Origin of the sequence: Comamonas sp., assembly GCF_036666375.1 — a bacterium.
Lineage (GTDB): Bacteria > Pseudomonadota > Gammaproteobacteria > Burkholderiales > Burkholderiaceae_C > Comamonas.
This window is the reverse complement of sequence record NZ_JAVWWA010000073.1, coordinates 1-19032: the sequence shown is the minus strand read 5'-3', so window position 1 is coordinate 19032 and position 19032 is coordinate 1. Positions and strand designations below refer to the sequence as shown.

Annotated in this window: 19 protein-coding genes; 3 read left to right on the top strand and 16 right to left on the bottom strand. The window is 65.1% G+C overall.

Annotated elements, in window-relative coordinates; genetic code table 11:
• On the top strand, positions 1-324 hold a 324-nt coding region (locus RR928_RS16770; RefSeq protein WP_332683408.1), incomplete at its 5' end, for a squalene/phytoene synthase family protein.
• 38 nt (positions 325-362) lie between these two features.
• A complete protein-coding gene (gene hpnE, locus RR928_RS16765) occupies positions 363-1607 on the top strand; it encodes a hydroxysqualene dehydroxylase HpnE (protein ID WP_442881922.1) in 1245 nt (414 codons plus the stop codon).
• 37 nt (positions 1608-1644) lie between these two features.
• On the opposite strand, the gene RR928_RS16760 is transcribed toward hpnE, so the two are convergent.
• From RR928_RS16760 to RR928_RS16685, 16 genes are all read right to left on the bottom strand, one after another.
• Positions 1645-2646 carry a tripartite tricarboxylate transporter substrate-binding protein gene (locus RR928_RS16760; protein ID WP_332538549.1) on the bottom strand — a complete coding sequence of 334 codons (1002 nt, stop codon included), beginning with the start codon at positions 2644-2646 and terminating at the stop codon, positions 1645-1647.
• Between the two features lie 32 nt (positions 2647-2678).
• Positions 2679-3962 carry an MFS transporter gene (locus RR928_RS16755; RefSeq protein WP_332538548.1) on the bottom strand — a complete coding sequence of 428 codons (1284 nt, stop codon included), beginning with the start codon at positions 3960-3962 and terminating at the stop codon, positions 2679-2681.
• The gene (locus RR928_RS16750) at positions 3959-4762 is read right to left on the bottom strand and encodes an amidohydrolase family protein (protein ID WP_332538547.1); all 804 of its coding nucleotides are present in this window, start codon (positions 4760-4762) and stop codon (positions 3959-3961) included. Before RR928_RS16750 ends, RR928_RS16755 begins: the two co-directional genes overlap by 4 nt.
• Positions 4763-4865: 103 nt before the next feature.
• Entirely contained in the window at positions 4866-6065 is a 1200-nt protein-coding gene (locus RR928_RS16745) for a LysR family transcriptional regulator (protein WP_332538546.1), read from the bottom strand.
• 48 nt (positions 6066-6113) lie between these two features.
• Complete coding sequence (locus RR928_RS16740) at positions 6114-6977, bottom strand: fumarylacetoacetate hydrolase family protein (RefSeq protein WP_332538545.1); 864 nt, start codon at positions 6975-6977, stop codon at positions 6114-6116.
• A gap of 12 nt (positions 6978-6989) precedes the next feature.
• Positions 6990-7769: an SDR family oxidoreductase gene (locus tag RR928_RS16735; RefSeq protein ID WP_332538544.1), complete on the bottom strand. Its 780-nt coding sequence runs from the start codon at positions 7767-7769 to the stop codon at positions 6990-6992.
• Positions 7770-7786: 17 nt separating this feature from the next.
• Positions 7787-8806 (bottom strand): amidohydrolase family protein, encoded by a 1020-nt coding sequence (locus tag RR928_RS16730; RefSeq protein ID WP_332538543.1) that lies wholly within the window; start codon positions 8804-8806, stop codon positions 7787-7789.
• 19 nt (positions 8807-8825) lie between these two features.
• Entirely contained in the window at positions 8826-9749 is a 924-nt protein-coding gene (locus RR928_RS16725; RefSeq protein ID WP_332538542.1) for a VOC family protein, read from the bottom strand.
• 10 nt (positions 9750-9759) lie between these two features.
• Positions 9760-10647: a hypothetical protein gene (locus RR928_RS16720; RefSeq protein ID WP_332538541.1), complete on the bottom strand. Its 888-nt coding sequence runs from the start codon at positions 10645-10647 to the stop codon at positions 9760-9762.
• Positions 10648-10652: 5 nt separating this feature from the next.
• Positions 10653-11612, bottom strand: a complete 960-nt coding sequence (locus RR928_RS16715) for an ABC transporter substrate-binding protein (protein WP_332538540.1) — start codon at positions 11610-11612, stop codon at positions 10653-10655.
• Positions 11613-12467, bottom strand: coding sequence for an HpcH/HpaI aldolase family protein (locus RR928_RS16710; protein WP_332538539.1), 855 nt, complete (start codon positions 12465-12467; stop codon positions 11613-11615).
• Between the two features lie 16 nt (positions 12468-12483).
• Entirely contained in the window at positions 12484-13524 is a 1041-nt protein-coding gene (locus RR928_RS16705; RefSeq protein ID WP_332538538.1) for a WD40/YVTN/BNR-like repeat-containing protein, read from the bottom strand.
• 182 nt (positions 13525-13706) lie between these two features.
• Entirely contained in the window at positions 13707-14432 is a 726-nt protein-coding gene (locus tag RR928_RS16700) for a maleate cis-trans isomerase family protein (protein WP_332538537.1), read from the bottom strand.
• Complete coding sequence (locus tag RR928_RS16695) at positions 14429-15403, bottom strand: tripartite tricarboxylate transporter substrate binding protein (protein WP_332549401.1); 975 nt, start codon at positions 15401-15403, stop codon at positions 14429-14431. Before RR928_RS16695 ends, RR928_RS16700 begins: the two co-directional genes overlap by 4 nt.
• A 78-nt stretch (positions 15404-15481) precedes the next feature.
• Positions 15482-16612, bottom strand: coding sequence for a porin (locus RR928_RS16690; RefSeq protein ID WP_332538535.1), 1131 nt, complete (start codon positions 16610-16612; stop codon positions 15482-15484).
• Between the two features lie 234 nt (positions 16613-16846).
• On the bottom strand, positions 16847-17665 hold the full coding sequence (locus tag RR928_RS16685) for an IclR family transcriptional regulator (protein WP_332538534.1): 819 nt from the start codon (positions 17663-17665) through the stop codon (positions 16847-16849).
• Between the two features lie 153 nt (positions 17666-17818).
• On the opposite strand from RR928_RS16685, the gene RR928_RS16680 reads away from it, so the two are divergent.
• A complete protein-coding gene (locus RR928_RS16680; RefSeq protein WP_332683400.1) occupies positions 17819-18847 on the top strand; it encodes a TRAP transporter substrate-binding protein in 1029 nt (342 codons plus the stop codon).
• Positions 18848-19032 lie beyond the last annotated feature (185 nt).

Below are 19032 nucleotides of genomic sequence, written 5' to 3'. Positions count from 1 at the left end.
CGCATCTACCTGCCGGTGAGCGAGCTGCAGCAGTTCGATGTGAAGGCGCACGAGATTCTCAAGCGCCAGTACTCCGAGCGCTTCACCGCGCTGATGCGCTTTCAGGCCGAGCGCGCCCATCGCCTCTACGACGAAGCGCTGACAATGCTGCCCGAAGCCGACCGGCGCACGCAAAAGCCCGGCCTGATGATGGCCAGCATCTACCGCACGCTGCTGCGCGAGATCGAGCACGAAGATTTCAAGGTGCTGCACCAGCGCATCAAGCTCACGCCGCTGCGCAAGCTCTGGCTGGCGTGGAAGATGCAGGCCCTGGGGCGCATGTGAGCGCGCGCGTCGCCGTCATCGGCGGCGGCTGGGCAGGCATGGCCGCGGCGGTGACGCTGGCCCAGGCAAACCGTCAGGTCACGGTCTTTGAATCCGCGCGCCAATGGGGCGGACGCGCGCGCGCACTCACGCTCGACACACCGGAAGGGCCGCTGACGCTGGACAACGGCCAGCATATCCTGATCGGCGCCTACGGCGACTGCCTGGCGTTGATGCGCACGGTAGGCGTGGAGATCGAGCGCGCGCTGCTGCGCCTGCCGATGACGCTGCGCTACGCCGACGGCACGGGCCTGGCGTTTCCCGACTGGGCGCCGCCATTCGATGCGCTGGCCGGCATTCTGGGCGCGCGCGGCTGGCGCTGGCGCGAGAAGCAGGCCTTGCTGGCGCGCGCCGCGCGCTGGCGGCTGCAGGGCTTTCATTGCGCCGACCAGGCCAGCGTTGCCGATCTTTGCGCCGGGCTGCCGGCGAAACTGATGGCAGAGTTCATCGAGCCGCTGTGCATTTCTGCGCTCAACACCCCTCCCGAAATCTCCAGCGGCGCGGTGTTTCTGCGCGTGCTGCGCGACGCGCTGTTCAGCGGCCGCGGCGGCTCGCATTTCCTGCTGCCCACCTGCGATCTGGGCCGGCTGTTTCCCTCGACCACGGCCGAATGGTTGCAGGCGCGCGGCCATGACCTGCGGCTGGGAGCGCGCGTCGAAGCGCTGCAGGCAGAGGGCGAGGCCTGGCGCGTCGACGGCGAACGCTTTGGCGCCGTGCTGCTGGCCACGACCAGCAGCGAAGCCGCGCGCCTGGCCGGCCAGACGCACAGCCTGGGCGCATGGGCGGCCAGCGCCGCAAGCCTCTCGCACACGGCGATCGCCACGGTCTACGCGCGCACGGCGCAGGCCGCTCAGCGCCTGCCCGCCGCACTGCCGTTGCTGGCGCTGCGCCCGCAGGCCGACGCCCCGGCACAGTTCGTGTTCGACCGCGGCCACCTTGGCGGGCCCGCGGGGCTGATGGCTTTTGTCGTCAGCGCCAGCCTGGCGTCGCGTGCCGACACCCAGGCCCAGGTCCTGGCCCAGGCCGCGCGCGAACTCGGCTGGCACGGCATGCAGCCGCTGACCACGGTGATCGACAAGCGCGCGACCTTTGCCTGCACCCCCGGCGTGCAGCGCCCGGGCCAGGTGCTCGCGCGCGGGCTGCTGGCCTGCGGCGACTATGTGGCTGGACCCTACCCCGCGACGCTCGAAGGCGCGGTGCGCAGCGGGGTCGCGGCGGCCCAGGCGCTGCGACTGCGAGCATAGGGGCGGCCGGCGAGGCGCGGCCGGCCAGGCGCGTGCTTCAGGACTCCGGCGTGAAGTTCAGCGCCTCGACGGCCTTTTTCCAGCTGGCGCGCTCCTGCTGTATCGCGCGCGTCAAGGCCTCGGGTCCGCCCCACTGCGCCTTCTGCAGCTGACGACCCAGCGTGGACTGCACGTCGGGCTTGGCAAGCGCCGACTTCAGATTGCTGCGCAAGGCCTCGACTGTCGCTTCCGGCGTGCCCGCGGGCGCGAACACCGCGATCCAGACGCTTTTGGCATACTCGCCAAAGCCCTGCTCCTTGAACGTCGCCACCTGCGGCACGAAGCGGCTGCGCTCCTCGCCCGTGGTGCCCAGAATGCGTACCCTGCCCTGGGACGCGAACTCCGCGACATCGACCAGGGGCACCACCACCGCTGAAACCACGCCGCCCTGCAGATCGATCACCGCCGGGCCCGGGCCGCGATAGGCCACATGGCTGAGCTCCGCGCCGGCCGAGCGCGCGGCCATGGCGCCCATGAAATGCAGCATCGAGCCCGCGCCGGGCGAGCCAAAGCTGGCCTTCTCGGGGTTTTTCTTGCACCACTCGAAGTAGCCCTTGAGGTCGGTGACTGACGCCGGCACCATGGGCCCCACGGCCAGCGCCAGATCAAACGTGCCCAGGCTGCCGACAGGCACCAGGTCCTTGTCTGCGTCGTAGGGCAGCTTCTTGTAGGTCACTGGGTAGACGGTCAGCGGCGACGACACGCCCACATAAAGGCTGCTGCCATCCCTGGGCTGGCTCTTGAGGTAGCCCAGCGCCAGGATGCCGCCGGCGCCGGTCTTGTTCTCCACCATGGAGTTGAGCGCATAGTCGGTCTTGATCACTTCGGCCACGCGGCGCGTGATGTTGTCGACCATCGAGCCCGCGGGCACACCGGTCACGACGCGCACCATGGGAATTTTTTCGCTGGCGGCACGCGCGCCGGGCGCGGCAAGGGCCGCGCCGACTCCGGTCATGGTGAGCCAGGCGTTGAAACGGCGGCGGGAAAAAGCGTGTTGCATGGTTTGTCTCCTTGGTATTTTATTGACGGGCTTCAGAGCGAAGCATTTGTGTTTGCCTGCCTGCCCGGGGGCCGGTAGGCATCATGGGATTCCATCGCGTCGCGGCGTGCCAGCGCGGGAAAGAGCTGCCACCACAGCAGTGGCAGCAGCGCGGTGACCAGGCCTCCGGCCACCACTGCGGTCACAGGCCCGAGCAGGGCCGCGGCCGCGCCCACCTGGAATTCGCCGAGCTGGTTGCTGGCGCCCACAAACACCGAGTTCACAGCGCTCACGCGCCCGCGCATGGCGTCGGGCGTTTCCAGCTGCACCAGCGTCTGGCGTATCACCACGCTGACCATGTCGGCGCTGCCGCCGACGGCCAGCGCCAGTGCCGACAGCCAGAAGCTGCGCGACAGCCCGAACACCACGGCCGTCAGGCCAAACAGACCCACGGCCAGCAGCAGCTTGCGGCCCACGTGCCGGCGTATCGGCTGCGCCAGCAGCGCCACGGCCGCCAGCACCGCGCCGCAGGCCGGTGCCGCGCGCAGCAGCCCCAGGTCCGCGGGGCTGCCGCCCAGGATGTCCTTCACGTACAGCGGCAGCAGCGCCACCGCTCCGCCAAACAGCACGGCAAACATGTCCAGCGAAATCGCCCCGAGAACAATGGGCTGGCGGCGGATATAGACGCAGCCCGCAAACAGCGTCTCGAGGCTGATCTTGCGCGGCGCCGCAGCCTGCGATCGCAGCTGCCGGCCCACGGGCAGCGCCAGGGCCAGCGCGAACAGCGCGATCGACAAGCCATAGGCCCAGACCACGCCCTGCACGATCAGAAACCCCGCCAGCGCCGGGCCCAGCATCACGCTCAGCTGCGAAGCCGTGGACACCGACGCCATGGCGCGCGACAGCATGGAAGCCGGCACCAGACCGGGCACGATGGACTGCAGCGCCGGCAGGAACAGCGCACGCGCCACGCCCAGCACGACGCTGGCGGCATACAGCGCGGGCGTGGTGAGCGTCTGCGTCGCGGCCATCAGCACCAGCGCCAGCGCCGTCAGCGCATGCAGCGCCAGGCTGGCCGCAATCACGCGTGAGCGCGGATAGCGGTCGACGATATAGCCCGCGGGCAAGGCAAACAACAGCACCGGAACGAACTGGCACAGGCCTATCAGCGCCAGCGCCCAGGCGTCGCCTTCGATTTCATAGGCATGCCAGGCAATGGCCATCAGCAGCATCTGTATGCCCAGCGTCCAGCAAACGCGCACCGCCAGCAGCCGGCGAAACGGCGCCAGGGCCAGCAGTTCCTCAAAAGCGGACTCGCGCCGCGCGGTGGTGCTCATTTCCAGTCAAGCAGTCGCAGGATGTTCTGTCCCATCACCAGGGCCAGCGCGTCCGGGTCCAGGAATGGCAGGTGCTGGCGAAAATGCTGCACGCAATGCACATAGGGATGGTGCAGCCGGCTCAGGTCGCTGCCCCAGATGACGCGCTCGGCGCCAAACGCGTCAAACACCTGCGCCAGCGGCTTTTCCAGCGAGACAAACGGATAGGGATCCAGCGCATAGTCGCCCACGCCCACGGCCTTGACGTGGATGTTGGGCAGCGCGGCCAGCGCCAGCAGTTCGGGCCAGTGCTGCAGCGCGCGCGGGCCCACGGCCGCGCGCGGCACGGCCAGATGATCGACGATCAGCTTGAGCCGGGGGTATTTCTGTGCAATGGCCTTGACCGCGCCCAGCTGCCCGGGCGCGAGCATCGCCACGGTGATGCCCTGCTCCTGCGCGATCGGCCACAGCGCGTCGCAGCGGCCGTCAAGCAGCGGCTGCAGGCGTTCTGGCGTATTGAGCAGAAAGCGCACGCCGCGCATGCCCGGCGCGTCATGCCAATGGCGCAGGCGCGCGGCGGCGTCCGGCGCGGCCGGGTCGATGAGCCCCATGACCGAGAAGCGCTCGGGTGCCTGGCGCGCCATCGACAGCGCATAGGCATTGCCGTTCGGATCCCACAGCGGCGGCACCAGCACCACCTTGTCGACGCCGGCGGCGGCCATCTCCTGCAGCAAAACCCCGTTGTCTATGGGAGCGCGCCGGTGGTGGCCGGTGGATTCTCCGTCAGACCATGGATGAACCTGGGCATCCACAATAACCATATATCCCTACTTTCTTGCGCATTTAAATCAAGTAGGAATATGCTACCCAGAAGCGGGTTCAGCCTTCCATAAGATATTCAGCAGCATTCATAAAAAACGTCATTCAATTCCCGCCCAGGCATGCCGAATTATTCTTGAAGGCATCAATGAAATACTGCTGGGCTTCATTGAGCTGCTTACCCTGCACGGTGCTTATACCCACCATGGGTCCATCGCATTGAATATGAAATGGCAAGGGCGTCAAAATACCGAAATGGCGTTCACTGAGCACTTCCACCCAGCTCAGAATGGTCAGCATGTCGGAGTCCGCCAGCATGATGCGCATGGTCGAGAGCGAATAGGTTTCAATCAGCGCGGGCGGCATGGTGGTCTCGATGAACACGTGCTCGTAGGCATTGCGGCGCGGCGAGCCCGCGGGCGGAATGATCCAGGAATACTGCTGCAGGTCCTCGACGCTGACGGCGGCCTGGTGGCTCAGCGGATGGCCGCGCCGCGCAACGATGCAGTACGACTCGGCATACAGCGGCTGCTGGCGCAGGTTCAGCTCATGCTCCTGCTTCTTGAGCAGTCCCACGATGAAATCGATCTCCTCGCGCAGCAGCTTGTTGACCAGCTGCTCGTAGACGCCGCTGATCACCGTGATGCGCACATCGGGGTGGCGGCTGCGCGTTTCCTTGATGGCGTTGACCAGCAGCATGGACGGGTCCAGCAGCATCACCCCCACGCGGATGTTCTTGCTGCGCGGGTAGACAAACACCGCGACGGCCTCGACCAGCGCCGTGATCTGCGCTTCCAGGTGCTTGAGACGCGCCGCGAGTTCATCGCCGAGTTCCGTGGTCTTGATTCCCGCGGCCGTGTAGCGGTAGAGCACGCAGCCGAGATTGGCTTCCAGCGTGCGCGCCGCGCGCTGCAGCGAGGCATCGGTGATGCCCAGCTTGGCCGCCGCGGCGCGAAACGAGTGGCATTCATGGATGGCGAGCAGCGCATGCATCTGCGAGCGCGAGATGCGCGAGCCCAGCACCAGCGGGCTGATGCTGCGCTCGCCCAGCAGCGCCATGGCCTCCTGCAGCGCGGCCAGAATGCTTTTGATGCGAATATGGGCGGCCACGCCCACTTCGGTCAGGTAAATGCCGGTCTTGTTGCGCTCGAATAATGTCGCCCCAAGTATTTTTTCCAATCCCAGGATGCTGGTTGTAATTGCCGGCTGGGTGCGCAGCAATTCCTGAGCCGCCTTGGTGACATTCTCATGTTGTGCAACGCAGTCAAAAACCCGGAGCTGCCAAATATTCGGAACATTACTCATGAGGGGTCGGCCGCAACGCGCGGCCCCTTGAAAATCAAAATGCCGGCATCAAGACTGCGGGTTCACTATCTGGTTGCGCAGGGTGCCTATTTTATCGATGGATACCTCGCAGACATCGCCGGGCTTCATCCAGACCGGTGGATTGCGGGAAAACCCTACGCCGCTGGGCGTGCCCGTGGCCAGGATGTCGCCGGGCTGCAGCGGTGCGATGGTCGACACATACTCGATGAAGCCCGCAATCTTGTGCAGCATCAGGCCGGCCGGGTCCGACTGCAGCACCTGGCCATTGAGCCGGGTCTCGATGCGCAGCGCATAGGGGTCGGGAATTTCATCCGCCGTCACGATCCACGGGCCGATCGCGCCGCTGCGATAGAAGTTCTTGCCCGGCGTGATCTGGCGCGTATGGAACTGCCAGTCGCGCACGCTGCCGTCGTTGAGGATGGTATAGCCCGCGATATGCGCAAACGCATCGGCCGCCGCAATGCGGTAGCCGCCCCGCCCTATCACCACCGCCAGCTCGCCCTCGTAATCGAACTGCTCGCTCACTTCGGGGTGCCACAGCCCCTCGTCCTGGGCGGCAAAGCTGTCGTTGAAACGCGCAAACACCGCCGGGTACTTGGGCAGGTCCTGGGCGCGGCCCGCGGACTCGACTTCCTTGTGGTGGTCCGCATAGTTGACCGCCAGACACCAGATGTGTTCCGGGTTGGTCACCGGCTTGAGCAGCTTGACATCGGCCAGCGCGCAATCGGTTGGATAACGCGAGATGTCGCCGATCTCGCCCAGCCCGGCCGTCAGCAGATCGCGCAGCGTCGCGAAACGCCCTTCGAAATGCCGCCCCAGGTCGACAATGCGCTCGCCCACCACCGCGCCAAACGAGGCCTTGCCGGCCTTCTCGAAACTGATGAGTTTCATGCTGAGTTCTCCTTAGACCAGGCCGGCATACGAGCCGCCGTCGAGTTGCATGTTTTGGCCCGAAATGAAGCTGGCCTGGGCGCTGCAGAGATAGGCGCAGGCATCGCCGAATTCCTGCGGCTTGCCAAAGCGCTTGGCCGCAATGGTGTTGGCAATCCGTTGGCGCGCCTCGTCAACGGTGATGCTTTCGCGCTGCGACATGCGCTCGGCCATGAAGCGCTGGCGGTCGGTATCGAAGCGCTCGGGCAGCAGGTTGTTGATGGTCACGTTGTCGACCACCGAATCCTTTTGCACCGACTTGCTCAGCGCCGTGAGGCCGGCGCGCACCGCGGCCGACAGGCCCATGGTGGCGCTGGGCGACTTCACCATTGCCGAGGTGATGTTGATCACGCGCCCGAACTTACGCGCGCGCATGCCCGGCACATAGGACTTGATCAGCATGATGGGCGCGAGCATGTTGCCTTCGACGGCGTCGCGCCAGTCCTGCTCGGACCAGTCGGCGATCTTGCCCGGCTCGGGGCCGGCATTGTTGTTGACCAGGATGTCGGCCTCGGGGCAGGCCGCCACAATTGCGGCGCGGCCCTGCTCCTGCGTGATGTCGGCCACGATGACCTGCGGGCGATGTCCCGTCAGCGCCTCGATCTGCGCCGCGGCTTCGATCAGCTTGGCCTCGGTGCGGCCGTTGATCCAGACCTCGCAGCCTTCGCGCGCCAGCGATGTGGCGCAGGCCAGGCCCAGCCCTTGTGACGATGCGCAGACGACCGCCTTGCGGCCCTTGATACCCAGATCCATGGGATGCTCCTTTGAAATCAGACAGCGTTGAGATGGCGCGCCAGGCGCGGATAGACGCGCAGCACATTGCCCGCGAAAACGGCGTGGCGCTGGGCTTCGCTCAGATGGGGCGTGGCCTGCACATAGCGTTTCGTGTCGTCGTAGTACTGGCCGGTCTCGGGGTCCATGCCCTTGACGGCGCCCACCATCTCGGAGCCGAACAGGATGTTTTCCGTGGGCACGACCTTGGTCAGCAGATCCACGCCGTCCTGGTGGTAGACGCAGGTGTCGAAGAAGACGTTGTCGAGCACCCCGCCCTTGAGCTTCTCGAAGCCCAGGTCCTGGGCCAGGCCGCGATACCTTCCCCAGTGATAGGGCACGGCGCCGCCGCCATGCGGAATCACGAAGCGCAGCCCAGGAAAATCCTGGAACAGCTGCGGCGCAAGCAGGAACTGCATGAACGCCGAGGTGTCGCCGTTGAGGTAGTGCGCGCCCACATGGTGGTGGCAGGGATTGCACGAGCCGCTCACATGCACCATCGCGGGCACGTCAAGCTCGACCATCTTTTCGTACAGCGGGTAGTAGCGCCTGTCGGTCAGCGCCGGCGCCTGCCAGAAACCGCCCGAGGGATCGGGGTTGAGATTGCAGGCCACGAATCCCAGTTCGTTGACGCAGCGCTCCAGCTCCACCACGCTGGCCGCGATGCCGAAATCGGCGGCGCTTGCCGACTGGGGCAGCTGGCAGACGCCGACGAAGTTGCGCGGATAGAGACCGCAGACGCGGTGGATCAGGTTGTTGGCCAGCTCCGACCACTCCACGCTTTGTTCGGGCGTGCCCAGGTGGTGGCCCATCTGGCCCGCGATGGGCGAGAACAGCGTGAGGTCCAGCCCGCGCTCGCGCTGCAGGCGCAGCTGCTTGTCCTCCAGGCAGGCGCGCAGTTCGTCGTCGGAAATCTCCAGCGGCCGGCCCGAAAGGCCCTGGCCTTCGAGCTGTTGTTTGCGCCAGGCGTGCAGCGCGGGGGGAACGGTCGTGAAGTGACCGTGGCAATCGATGATCATGGAAACTGTCCTGAATGGTTTATTTCTGCAGGATCGGCGAGGCCTGCTTGACGAAGCGCTCGGGCGGGCGCTCGCCGCTGTCGTGCGACATGCCGGGGCCGATCTGGATCTCGTTGAAGCGGCTGTGCACGTTCATCTTCTCGTTGGACGACCAGTGCTCGTGCATGACCTCGAACGGCGACATCCAGTAGTCGAAGATCTGGCTGCCCAGCGCATGGCGGCCAATGCCGCGCACATGGTCGTAGCGCAGGCCGTGCAGGTGGTCGCCGCCGATGAAGATCTCGTCGACGCGCTCGACTTCAAACGACGCATGGTGCAGGCCGTCCTTTTCGCCGCGCATGATGAACAGCACATGGTGGAACACCGGCTCGTCGCCCATGTCGACGCGCACGAAGCGGCCCAGCGTATTGCCTTTCTTCTCGATGAACAGCTCGTCGGTGGCCAGAAAGCCGAAGTTTCCCTGGTACCAGTCGAGCGTCTCCTGCAGACGCGTGGTCATATAGGCGGTGTGCGCCAGCTGCTCAATGCGCGCCGGGCCGTGGTCCTGGCTCACGCTTTCGGCGCCGCGCAGCGGGTTGCGGCGCGCGAGTTCGGGCGCCACCTCGCGGCCCTGCACGAGCTCCACGCGCATGCCGTTGGGGTCGCGCAGGCACAGCCGCTTGCCGCCGCCGGGCTCGTCGATGGCCTCGACCTGGACGCCAAAGCGCTGCTGCAGCGACTCGATGGGCACGTCGGGATGCACGTCGTAGCCGACGGCAATCACGCCCGACTCTGCACGCTCGGTGACATGGATGAACGGGCGCGGGCCCAGGCCGCGCATGTACAGGCGGTCGGCGTCGCGCTGCACGGTCAGCAGACCGAACTCCTGCAGGAATTTTTCCTGCACGTCGAGATCGGGCGCGCCCAGGCGCACATAGGCAATGGAAGAAACGATTCCGGGCATGGGGTCCTCTCTATTTCAAAAACTTGCGCACATCGCCATACAGCTCATCGGTCGTGAAGCGACGGCGTATCATCTGCTGGTCAAACGCATAGTCGATCACCTTGCGCAGCGACAGCTCGAGCGCATCGAAGCCAAACGGCTGCAGATCGCGCTCGCCCGCGGCCGGTATTTCACCCGCGGCACGCCGGCTTTCCACCAGCATGCGATAGACCTCGGCAACGGCCTCGGGATGGCGCTCGACCAGCTCGGCCTTGACGGCCACCATGTGGTTGATGGGGATCACGCCGCTGCGCGCGCTCCAGGCCTGGGCGGCGGCCAGCGGCTGGTCAATCACATGGCGCAGCCGGTCCCCGTGCTCGAGCGCACCGCCCGCAATGATGGCGTCGACCTGGCCGCTAAGCAGCGCCTGCTCGAGGCCGGTGGCCTTGTCGAGCGCCTGCACCCAGGGCGGATCCTGGTACTCGGCCACATGCGCGCCTTCCTGGCTCCACCACTGCACATCGGACATCTGCAGGCCGTATTCGTCACACAGAATGCCGCGCACCCAGGTCGGCGTGGTCTGCGAGAAGGAACGCATGGCCACGCGCTTGCCCTTGAGCTGATCGGGCCCGAAGGCGTCGTCGGCGCGCGCATAGATGCTCTTGTGGTGGAAGTTGCCGTTCATCACGAACGGCAGCAGCAGGTAGCGGTGGCCGGCGTCCACGGCCAGCAGATAGGTCACGATGGCCAGCTCGGCGACATCGAAGCGGTGGGCGCGCACCACGTTCTTGAAGGCTTTTTGCGCCGTGTCCACGGGAGCGATCTCAAGCGCCACGCGCTCCGAGGCAATCTGCGCGTTCTTGAGCGCCGCCGTCTTGGGGTAGCTGCCCAGCATGACACTGAGCGTTGTCTTTTCCATGGGAGTCACTTCCATTGCGCCAGCTGGCCCAGGGGCGCAGTGCGGGGGTCTATGAACAGGTTCTCGGCCTGCGCGGAACCGCGCACCAGCTGCTGCTCCCGGGCATAGCGCACCAGTGCCTGCAGCGAAGCCGCGTTTTCGGCAAAGCCGTATGGCAGCGGATCGCCGACATACCGGGCCAGCCGCAGATAGCGCTTGTCGTCGCCCGAAGGCTCGGCGATCTCGGCGAGTTGCGCGAGATAGGTTTTCTTGGCCTGCACGAACTGCTCGAACAGCGCCCGGGCAATGCCCGGATGCGCGGTCAACACCTCGTTGCGCAGCACGATCACACCGTGAATGGGATAGATGCCGGTGCGCTCGAACCAGCGCTGCTCGGCTGCGGCCGCATCGGCCACCACCTCTTCCATCTCCACCTGCGCATCGCCCGCGCCCGCCAGGCCATCGAAGGCCACGTCGATCTCGCCGCTGGCCAGGGCGTCGGAAATCCTGCGCCCGGGCGCAAGCCGCTGCACGTTGGCCGGCAGCACCAGGTCGTCGAGGTTCTCGGCTTCTTCGGTGATCCAGGTGACGCGGTTCAGGTCCAGCCCGTAGTCGTCTGCATAGACGCCGCGCGTCCACACGGCAGCCGTCACCGAATAGTTGCGCACGCCGACTTTCATGCCTTCGAGCTGCCGGGGGGTGGCCAGCGCCAGGCCCTTGCGCTTCTTCAGCCCCGAATGGCGAAAGCGCCGAGTCATGGGAATCGGCAGCGCCGTGATCTGCGCGCCGCGCTCCAGCGCCATGAGGTACATGGTGGGCGCCATCTCGCATATGTCGTAGGGCTGGCTGCGCGCCATCTCGCGGTAGGCGTCGGGCATGCGCTTGACGTCGATGAATTCCAGCGCCACGCCGGGCAGTATCTCGGTCTGCGCGCGCACCCCGGCCAGCTGGGCGTGCGGGCCCAGAACGGTCTTGAGCGATGCCATTCAGAGCTCCTGGAAAATCTTGCGGCCGGTCTCCAGCGCCGAGAAGTCGCGCCGCGGATAGCTCATCAGGAAACGGTAGCCCTGGTCGATGATCTGACGCGCGTTCTCGCGCGTCATGTGCGGGTGGCCCACGGCCACGCCATGCGCCTTGCCGACTTCGAGCACCTGGCCCATCATGCGCAGCAGCTCGGGGTTGTCATACTCGCGCGGGCAGCCCAGTTCCTGGCTCAGATCGCCTTCGCCGATCAGGATGAAGCCTATGCCCGGCACTTCCTTGAGGATCTTCTCGACGTTGTTCACGCCTTCGGTGTCCTCGATCATCAGGCCCACAAGAATCTCGCCTTCGGGCACCAGCGGCCAGACATCGGCGCGCTTGTAGTACTCCTGCTGCGGCAGGCCCCAGTAGCGCGCGGCGGCCATGGGCGCGTCGCCGCGCAGGCCTGCGGGCTCGTAGTGGCTGCGTTCCGGCAGGCGCGGATAGCGGCAGGCCGCCACCGCGTTGTAGGCCTGCTCGCTGTTGCTGATGCGCGGCCAGAGAATGCCGTAGGCGCCCAGGTCCAGCGCCTGCTTGGCAAACCATTCATTTCTTTCGCTGCCGTTGGCGGGAATGCGCACCAGCGGCGACATGGGGTTGGCCACCGAGCCGGCCCGCACGATCTGCTCGCGCAGCAGCAGAAACTGCATGGACACGCGCAGCGCGTTGATATCCCAGGGGTTGTGCTCCATCTCGAACACCAGGCCGTCGTTGCTTGACTGCGCGAAATTGACGGCGTTCTCGACCTCGGCCTGCATGAACGAGGTGAAGGCAATGCCTGGCCCGGATTCCAGGGCCCGAATAATACTGTTCAGACGCATCCTATGCTCCACAAGATCAAATCATTGCCACGCAGAACGCGTCGCCGGCATCCGCAGGCAACTGGGCCTCGAACCAGCTGGCAGCGCCGTCGAAGCTGTAGAACACCTGGCCGCCGCGGGTCACGGAAATCACCCCCCCGCCGTCCGCGTGGTGCACATTGATGCCCATGATGGTGCTCTGGGGCGTGACCTGTGCATCGGCCCGCCGCCAGTGACGCCCCAGGTCGTCGCTGGTATAGACCGCACCCGCGTTGCTGCGCGAGGCAATGCTGAAACAGGCATACATCTTCTCGGGCTGGCCGGCGACGATGCGCAGGTCGCGGCAGTAGCTGAACGGCGCGAACTTGCCGACCTTGAGGTCCTCGAACACCGCACCCTGGTCGCGGCTCTCGAACACGCCGAGCCGGCACAGGTAGAACACCGCATCGGGTGAGGCCGGCGTGGTCGTGACCGCATGGGCATCGAACATGCCTTCGGCGTCGTCGTCGGTTTCAATCCTGCTCTTGAGATGGGGCAGCTCGGACAGCGCCAGAATGCCCGCGGTGCGCGCATGCCAGCTCCTGCCGGCATCAGTGCTGACCATGAAGCCGTTGATTTCGGCAATGCCGTAAAGCACGTTGGCGTCGGTGGGATGGAAGGCCAGCCGCATCACGCGCGAGGCACCAAAGCGGATGTTGAAGCGCTCGGGATGGTGGACTTCGCATTCGCGCCAGGTTTCGCCGCAGTCATGGCTCTCGAAAACGCTGATCGGCGCCGTGCCCGCAAACAGGTGGTCGGGGTCGCGTGGATCGACTTCGATCGACCAGAACTGGAACTTCGCGTCGGCCGCGCCCACATCGCGCCAGGTAGTGCCCTTGTCGGTGGATTTATAAATGCCTTTTCGCGTTGCAGCGAAAATCACATTCTCATATTCAGGATGGGGAACAATCGCCTGCACGGCGGCATTATCAGGAATATCTCTTACTTTCTCCCATTGCTGATCGTGCACCAGCTTATATAGCGATCCAATGGAATTTTCACGCGTGACCGCCGTGCCGGCAAAAAGCACTTTATCCATTACCGTCTCCTTTGTTATTCAGCTGTTTGAATCTTAGGGGACGGGTGTAAAGCAGACTAATTAAAAAATTCCAGCTTCCATCAATTTTTGCTGAACAGCCTGCCGGACGCAAAAAAAGGGCCACATCGTGGCCCTGAAGAATGTCGCGTCAGCGCGCCACTCGCCGCTTCCCAGCAGCCTTGTTATCGCAGCAATGTGCCTGCGCCCTCCACCCGGCCGCTCCAGCCTATCTGCTGCAGCGCGTCCCAGAGAACGGCCTGATTGCTGGTCACCACCGGCACGCCCAGTTCGCGCTCCAGTGGTTCCACCGCCTCGAACGCGCGCACATTGGCGCAGGACAGCAGCAGCGCCTGCATGCCGGGTTCGGCATGGGCCAGCGCATGCGCGGTCAGCGTCTGCGGGTCCATGCGCGCGGCTTCGCGCGCATCGACGAAGTTCAGGCCCACGGACTTGATCACCTCCAGGCCCGCGGCCTCGAGCGCCGCCTTCTCGCCGCTGGAGAACCTGTCGGCAAACGGGCAGACATGCACGATGCGGCGTGCCCCGACATGGGCCAGCGCGCGCTTGATGGCCAGCATGGTGTTGGACGAAGCCACGCCCAGCGCCTGCTGCATGCGTTCGGCCAGCTGCGCATCGCCCGCGGGCCCGTAGGCCACGCTGGCTCCCGTGCAGTTGAAGCTGATCACATCGGGGCCGAAGTCCTTGAGATAGCTTGCCTCCTCGATGGCTTCGAGGTAGGCACGCAGCAGGCTTTCGGGCGTGACCACGCCGCCTTCCTTGCGCAGCCGGATGCGGTGCACATGGTAGGCCACATCCTCGGGGCAGAAACGGCGGAAATCGTCCTCGCCAATGGTGTTGAGCGAAGGCACGATCATGCCTATGCGCTTGCGCACGACGGTGTGGTTCATTTCTGCGCCGCTCCTGTTTCCTGTATGACCTTGGTGTAGCGCTGGATGTCGCTGACGATGAGCTTCTGGAAGGCTTCGGGCGTGCTGTAGAAACGGTCGTTCTTCTGCGCCAGGAAGAACTGCTCCGATTCAGGCTCTTCGAGAATCGCCTTGATCTCGCGGTTGAGCCGCTGCACGACAGGCGCGGGCGCCTGTGCAGGCGCAAGCACGCCCATCCAGTTGAGCACTTCAAAGCCGGGCAGCTGCCCCGCCTGTGCAATGGTGGCCACGCCCGGCGCCAGCGCGCTGGGCTGGGCCGTGGTCACGGCCAGCATTTTGAGCCGTCCGGTTTTCGCAAACGCGTCCGCCGAGGCATAGCCGCTGGAGACCATGTCCACTTCGCCCGCCACCGCGGCCTGCACCGAAGCCGGCGTGCCCGCGTAGGGAATGTAGCGAATAGGCAGCCTGGCTTCCTTGACGAACATCGCCATGCCCAGGTACATCGTGGTCGAGCCGCTGATCGCACCGTAGCTGAGCTGGTCGGGATGGGCTCTTGCATAGGCCATCATTTCCGCCAGCGTATTGAACGGCGCGTCGGCGCGCGCGGCAATGCCATTGGGGGCCGTGGCCACCGTTGCGACCGGGGCGAAATCCTTGACGGTATCGAACGGCAGGCGGGGATAGAAGCCGGGATTGATCGCATGGGCGACGCTGGTGAACAGCAGCGTGTAGCCGTCGGCGCGGGCGCGCGCCACATGGGCGCTGCCTATCGAGGCGCCGGCGCCGGCGCGGTTCTCCACAATCACCGGCTGGCCCAGCCGGGCTTCGAGTTTCTTGCTGATGTAGCGCGCCATGAGGTCCACGCCGCCCCCGGGGGCAAACGGCACGACCATGGTGACGGCGCGTGCGGGATAGGCCTCCTGGGCCCAGCTGCTGGCGCTGACCAGCAGGACTGCGGCCGCGGCGGCGCGCAAGACGGTTCTTTTGTGCATGATGTTCTCCGCAAGGGAATGCCGCCGCGCAGGCGGCCTTGGCCTGGAGGCCCTGCCGACACGCGCGGGCGGCAGGTCTCAGAAGTTGTGGCGCAGGCCCAGCGAGATGCCGCGCGCGTCGTTCCGATAGACCGCGGGATTGCCGTCGCTGCCCTTGAGATCGGTGACGAAGTCGGCATACAGGGCGGTGCGCTTGGACAGGCGATACAGCGTGCCCAGGTTGACCACCGTCGCATCCGTGCCGTCGACGATGCCGTAGGCGCCCGTGCCATTGGTACGGTGCTGGCCGACCTTGACATAGGGCTCGAAAGCGCCGCTGCGGTAGGCCGCGGTCAGGGCCCAGGCCTGGGCCCGGCTCCAGCGTGCCGAGACGCCGGATGCCGTTTCATGCTGGTAGATCGCGCCCAGCTTGAGCTGGCCGAAATCATAGGTGCCGCCCACGCTGGTGAGACTGCCCTTGGCGTTCCACAGCGGGTCGGGCCGGACCTGGGCATAACCTATGCCGACAAACCAGTTCTTGCTGGCATAGCTCAGCGTCAGGTCGACGTGATCGCCCGAGCCATTGACCGGGTTCTTGCCGGCTTCGCCCAGCGAATACATGAGCTTGCCCTGAAAGCCATTGACGCGCGGCGTCGTGTACTGCAGCGAATTGTTCTTGCGGTTGGACTCGGCCGTTCCCGCCGCGGCCGTGCCGCCCGAGAACACAGAAATGCCGTCGTTGTTGTTGCCGCCGCGCCCCGGGCTGCCCGAAATCCAGCGCCCCACGGTGGACAGATCGCCGTTGTACATGATGCCCGTGCCGTTGAAGCCGCTGGCGCACCAGTGAAGGTCTACCTGGCACAGCAAGTTGGCGGTGCCGGTCAGGTAACGGCCCAGCCGCACTTCACCCCATTGGCGGCCCGACAGGCCGACCCAGGCGTTGCGGTTGAAGAAACCGAAGCGGCTGGTCGCGCCGGTATCGAGCGCCGGCGCCATCTCCAGCATGAAGCTGGCCTGCATTCCGTCGCCCAGATCCTCGTTACCGGAAAAGATCATGCGCGTGGCACCAAATGCCCCGCTTTGCAGGCGATTCATGGAACTGCCATTGGCGCTCTTGTAATTCTGAATACCCGCGTCCATTTCACCCGATATTTTCAAACCACTGCCTTGCGCCAACAATGAAGTGGAAATACCCAGCAGAACCGCGGCCACCGGAAATGCATTTTTCATAATATCTTGTCTCCTCATTTTAATGAATTCATCCTTGCGCAGACTCCGCAGCACGGGCTTGCGTTCGAGAATTTATTCTCATCAAAGTCGGGAGAAAATCTTCATACGAAATACGCGTTATCTATAAATTTCCACTGAAAACGCCGCAATCCAAGGGTTTTCGCTGGCCGCATGGCCGGCGAGCGCACGGCCTTGCAAGCGCCGCCGCGCGCCTGCCTGGGCCAGTGGCCGCAATCAGCCCCGACTCTCCATCTGGTTGCCCCAGGTACCGACATTGGCCGACTTGAGCAGCGGCGACGCATCGCCGGCCACGGCCAGCTCGGCCGCGGCCTCCATCAAAGCCGGGCCGAACCCGGCCATGGCTTTTTGCGTCAGCCGCATCGACGGCCCCGCGACCACCACCACGCCGGTGGTCGGCTCGCTGCCGCGGCGCACCGGCGCGGCCATGGAGCTCATGCCGGCCGCATACATGTCCTGGATCACGCAAAAGCCGCGCTTGCGGTGGCCGTCAAGCAGCTTCATCAGCGCCTTGATCGATGTCGGCGCGTTCGGCCCGAACTGCCGGGGGCTGCCCAGCCCCTGGCGGCTGACCAGCGCTATCGCCTGGTCTTCGGGCAAGGTCATGAGCCAGGCATGGCCGGCCGCACTGCACGACAACTGCAGGTCCATGCCCATGTCCGGGTCATAGAGCAGGCCCGACTTCGCGCCCTGGGCCTTGGCCACAAGAGTCAGGCGCTCGCCGTCAACGATGGCCAGGCGGGCGAGTTCTCCCGTGGCCTGGGCAAGCCGGTGAATCACCGGCTGGGCAATGTCGACCACGCCCGACTTGCTCAGAAAGCTCAAGCCCATCGACGACAGCTTGGTGGTCAGCGCGTAGTCGCCTTTTTGCGGCATCTGACGCACATAGCCGTAGCCGATCAGCTCGTGCAAGGTGCGGTGGCAACCGCTGCGCAACTGGTTGAGATCGGTAGAGATCTTGACCAGGGCCACGCCATCCGGATAGCCCACGAGGTACTCGAGGATCGCCAACGATTTCTCCATCGCGCCGCTCATGTCATGTCTCCTTGACAACAAAAGTTGCGCCCATCATAACCGTTCAAAATTTGAACGTCTTTGAAAAATTGAATGACTTTCAACTTTCTGGATATGATAGCCAGAAAATCACTATGGCAGCGCTTTCCATCACTTCAACGCAAAGGTAGAGACATGAAGACCACCCCCTCCCTGATTCGCCGCGCCCTTGTCGGTGCCGCAGCTGCGCTGCTGCTGGCACAAGCCCCGGCGGCGCTGGCGCAGGACGTGAAGGAACGCAACCTCAAGTTCGCCTTCAGCCTGGCCAAGGACCACCCGCTGGGCCAGGGCGCGCAGAAGTTTTCCGATCTGGTCGCGCAGAAAAGCGGCGGCAAGATCAAGGTCTCGATCTACGCGAATGCGGTGCTCGGCGGCGACCCGCAGAACCTGTCGGCGGTGCGCGGCGGCACACTGGACTTCACCTCCATGGCCACCGGCCTGCTCGCGGGCATGGACAAGCAGTTCATGGTGTTTGACTTTCCCTTCCTGTTCAACAACGCCCAGGAAGCCTATGCCGTCTCCGACGGGCCGGTCGGCACGCAGCTGCTTGACGGTCTTTCCCGGTTCGGCCTCGTGGGCCTGGGCATCTGGGACCTGGGCTTTCGCAACATGACCAACAGCAAGCGCCCGATTGCCAGGGTCGAAGACCTGCAAGGCCTCAAGGTGCGCGTGATTGCCGCGCCCATCTATCTCGACATGTTCAACACGCTGGGCGCCAACCCCGTGCCCATGACCTTCGGCGAAGTCTATGGCGCGCTCGAGTCCAAGGCCATTGACGGCCAGGACAACCCGGTGGGCGTGATCGAGTCGGCGAAGTTCGCGGAAGTGCAGAAATACCTGTCGCTGACGCGGCACATCTACACCGGCATGCCGCTGCTGATGAGCAAGAAGACCTGGGACGGCATGTCGGCCACCGAACGCCGGATCATCACCGAGGCCGCGAACGAAGCCAAGGCCGAGGAGCGCCGGATCTCGCAGATCAAGGAGGCCGAAGCCATCGACGGTCTGAAGAAATCCATGCAGGTCAACGAAGTCAGCGCCGCGGAAGTCGCGCGCCTGCGCCAGAAAGTGCAGCCCGTGGTCGACAAGTTCAGCAAGGAAGTCGGCGAGCCGGTGATGCAGCAGGTCAATGCCGAACTCGCCCGCCTGCGCGCGGCGAAGTGACGCGCGGCAAAGGCAGGAATCATCATGGCGCTACTTGGCAAGGCCGCAATCGCGATGTGGTGGGACATGGCCCCGGAATGGCGCGCAGAGTTCGAGGACTGGCATTCGCACGAGCATTTTCCCGAGCGCATGGGCATACCGGGATTTCAGCGCGGCTCGCGCTGGGCCGATGCCGGCGGCGGCGA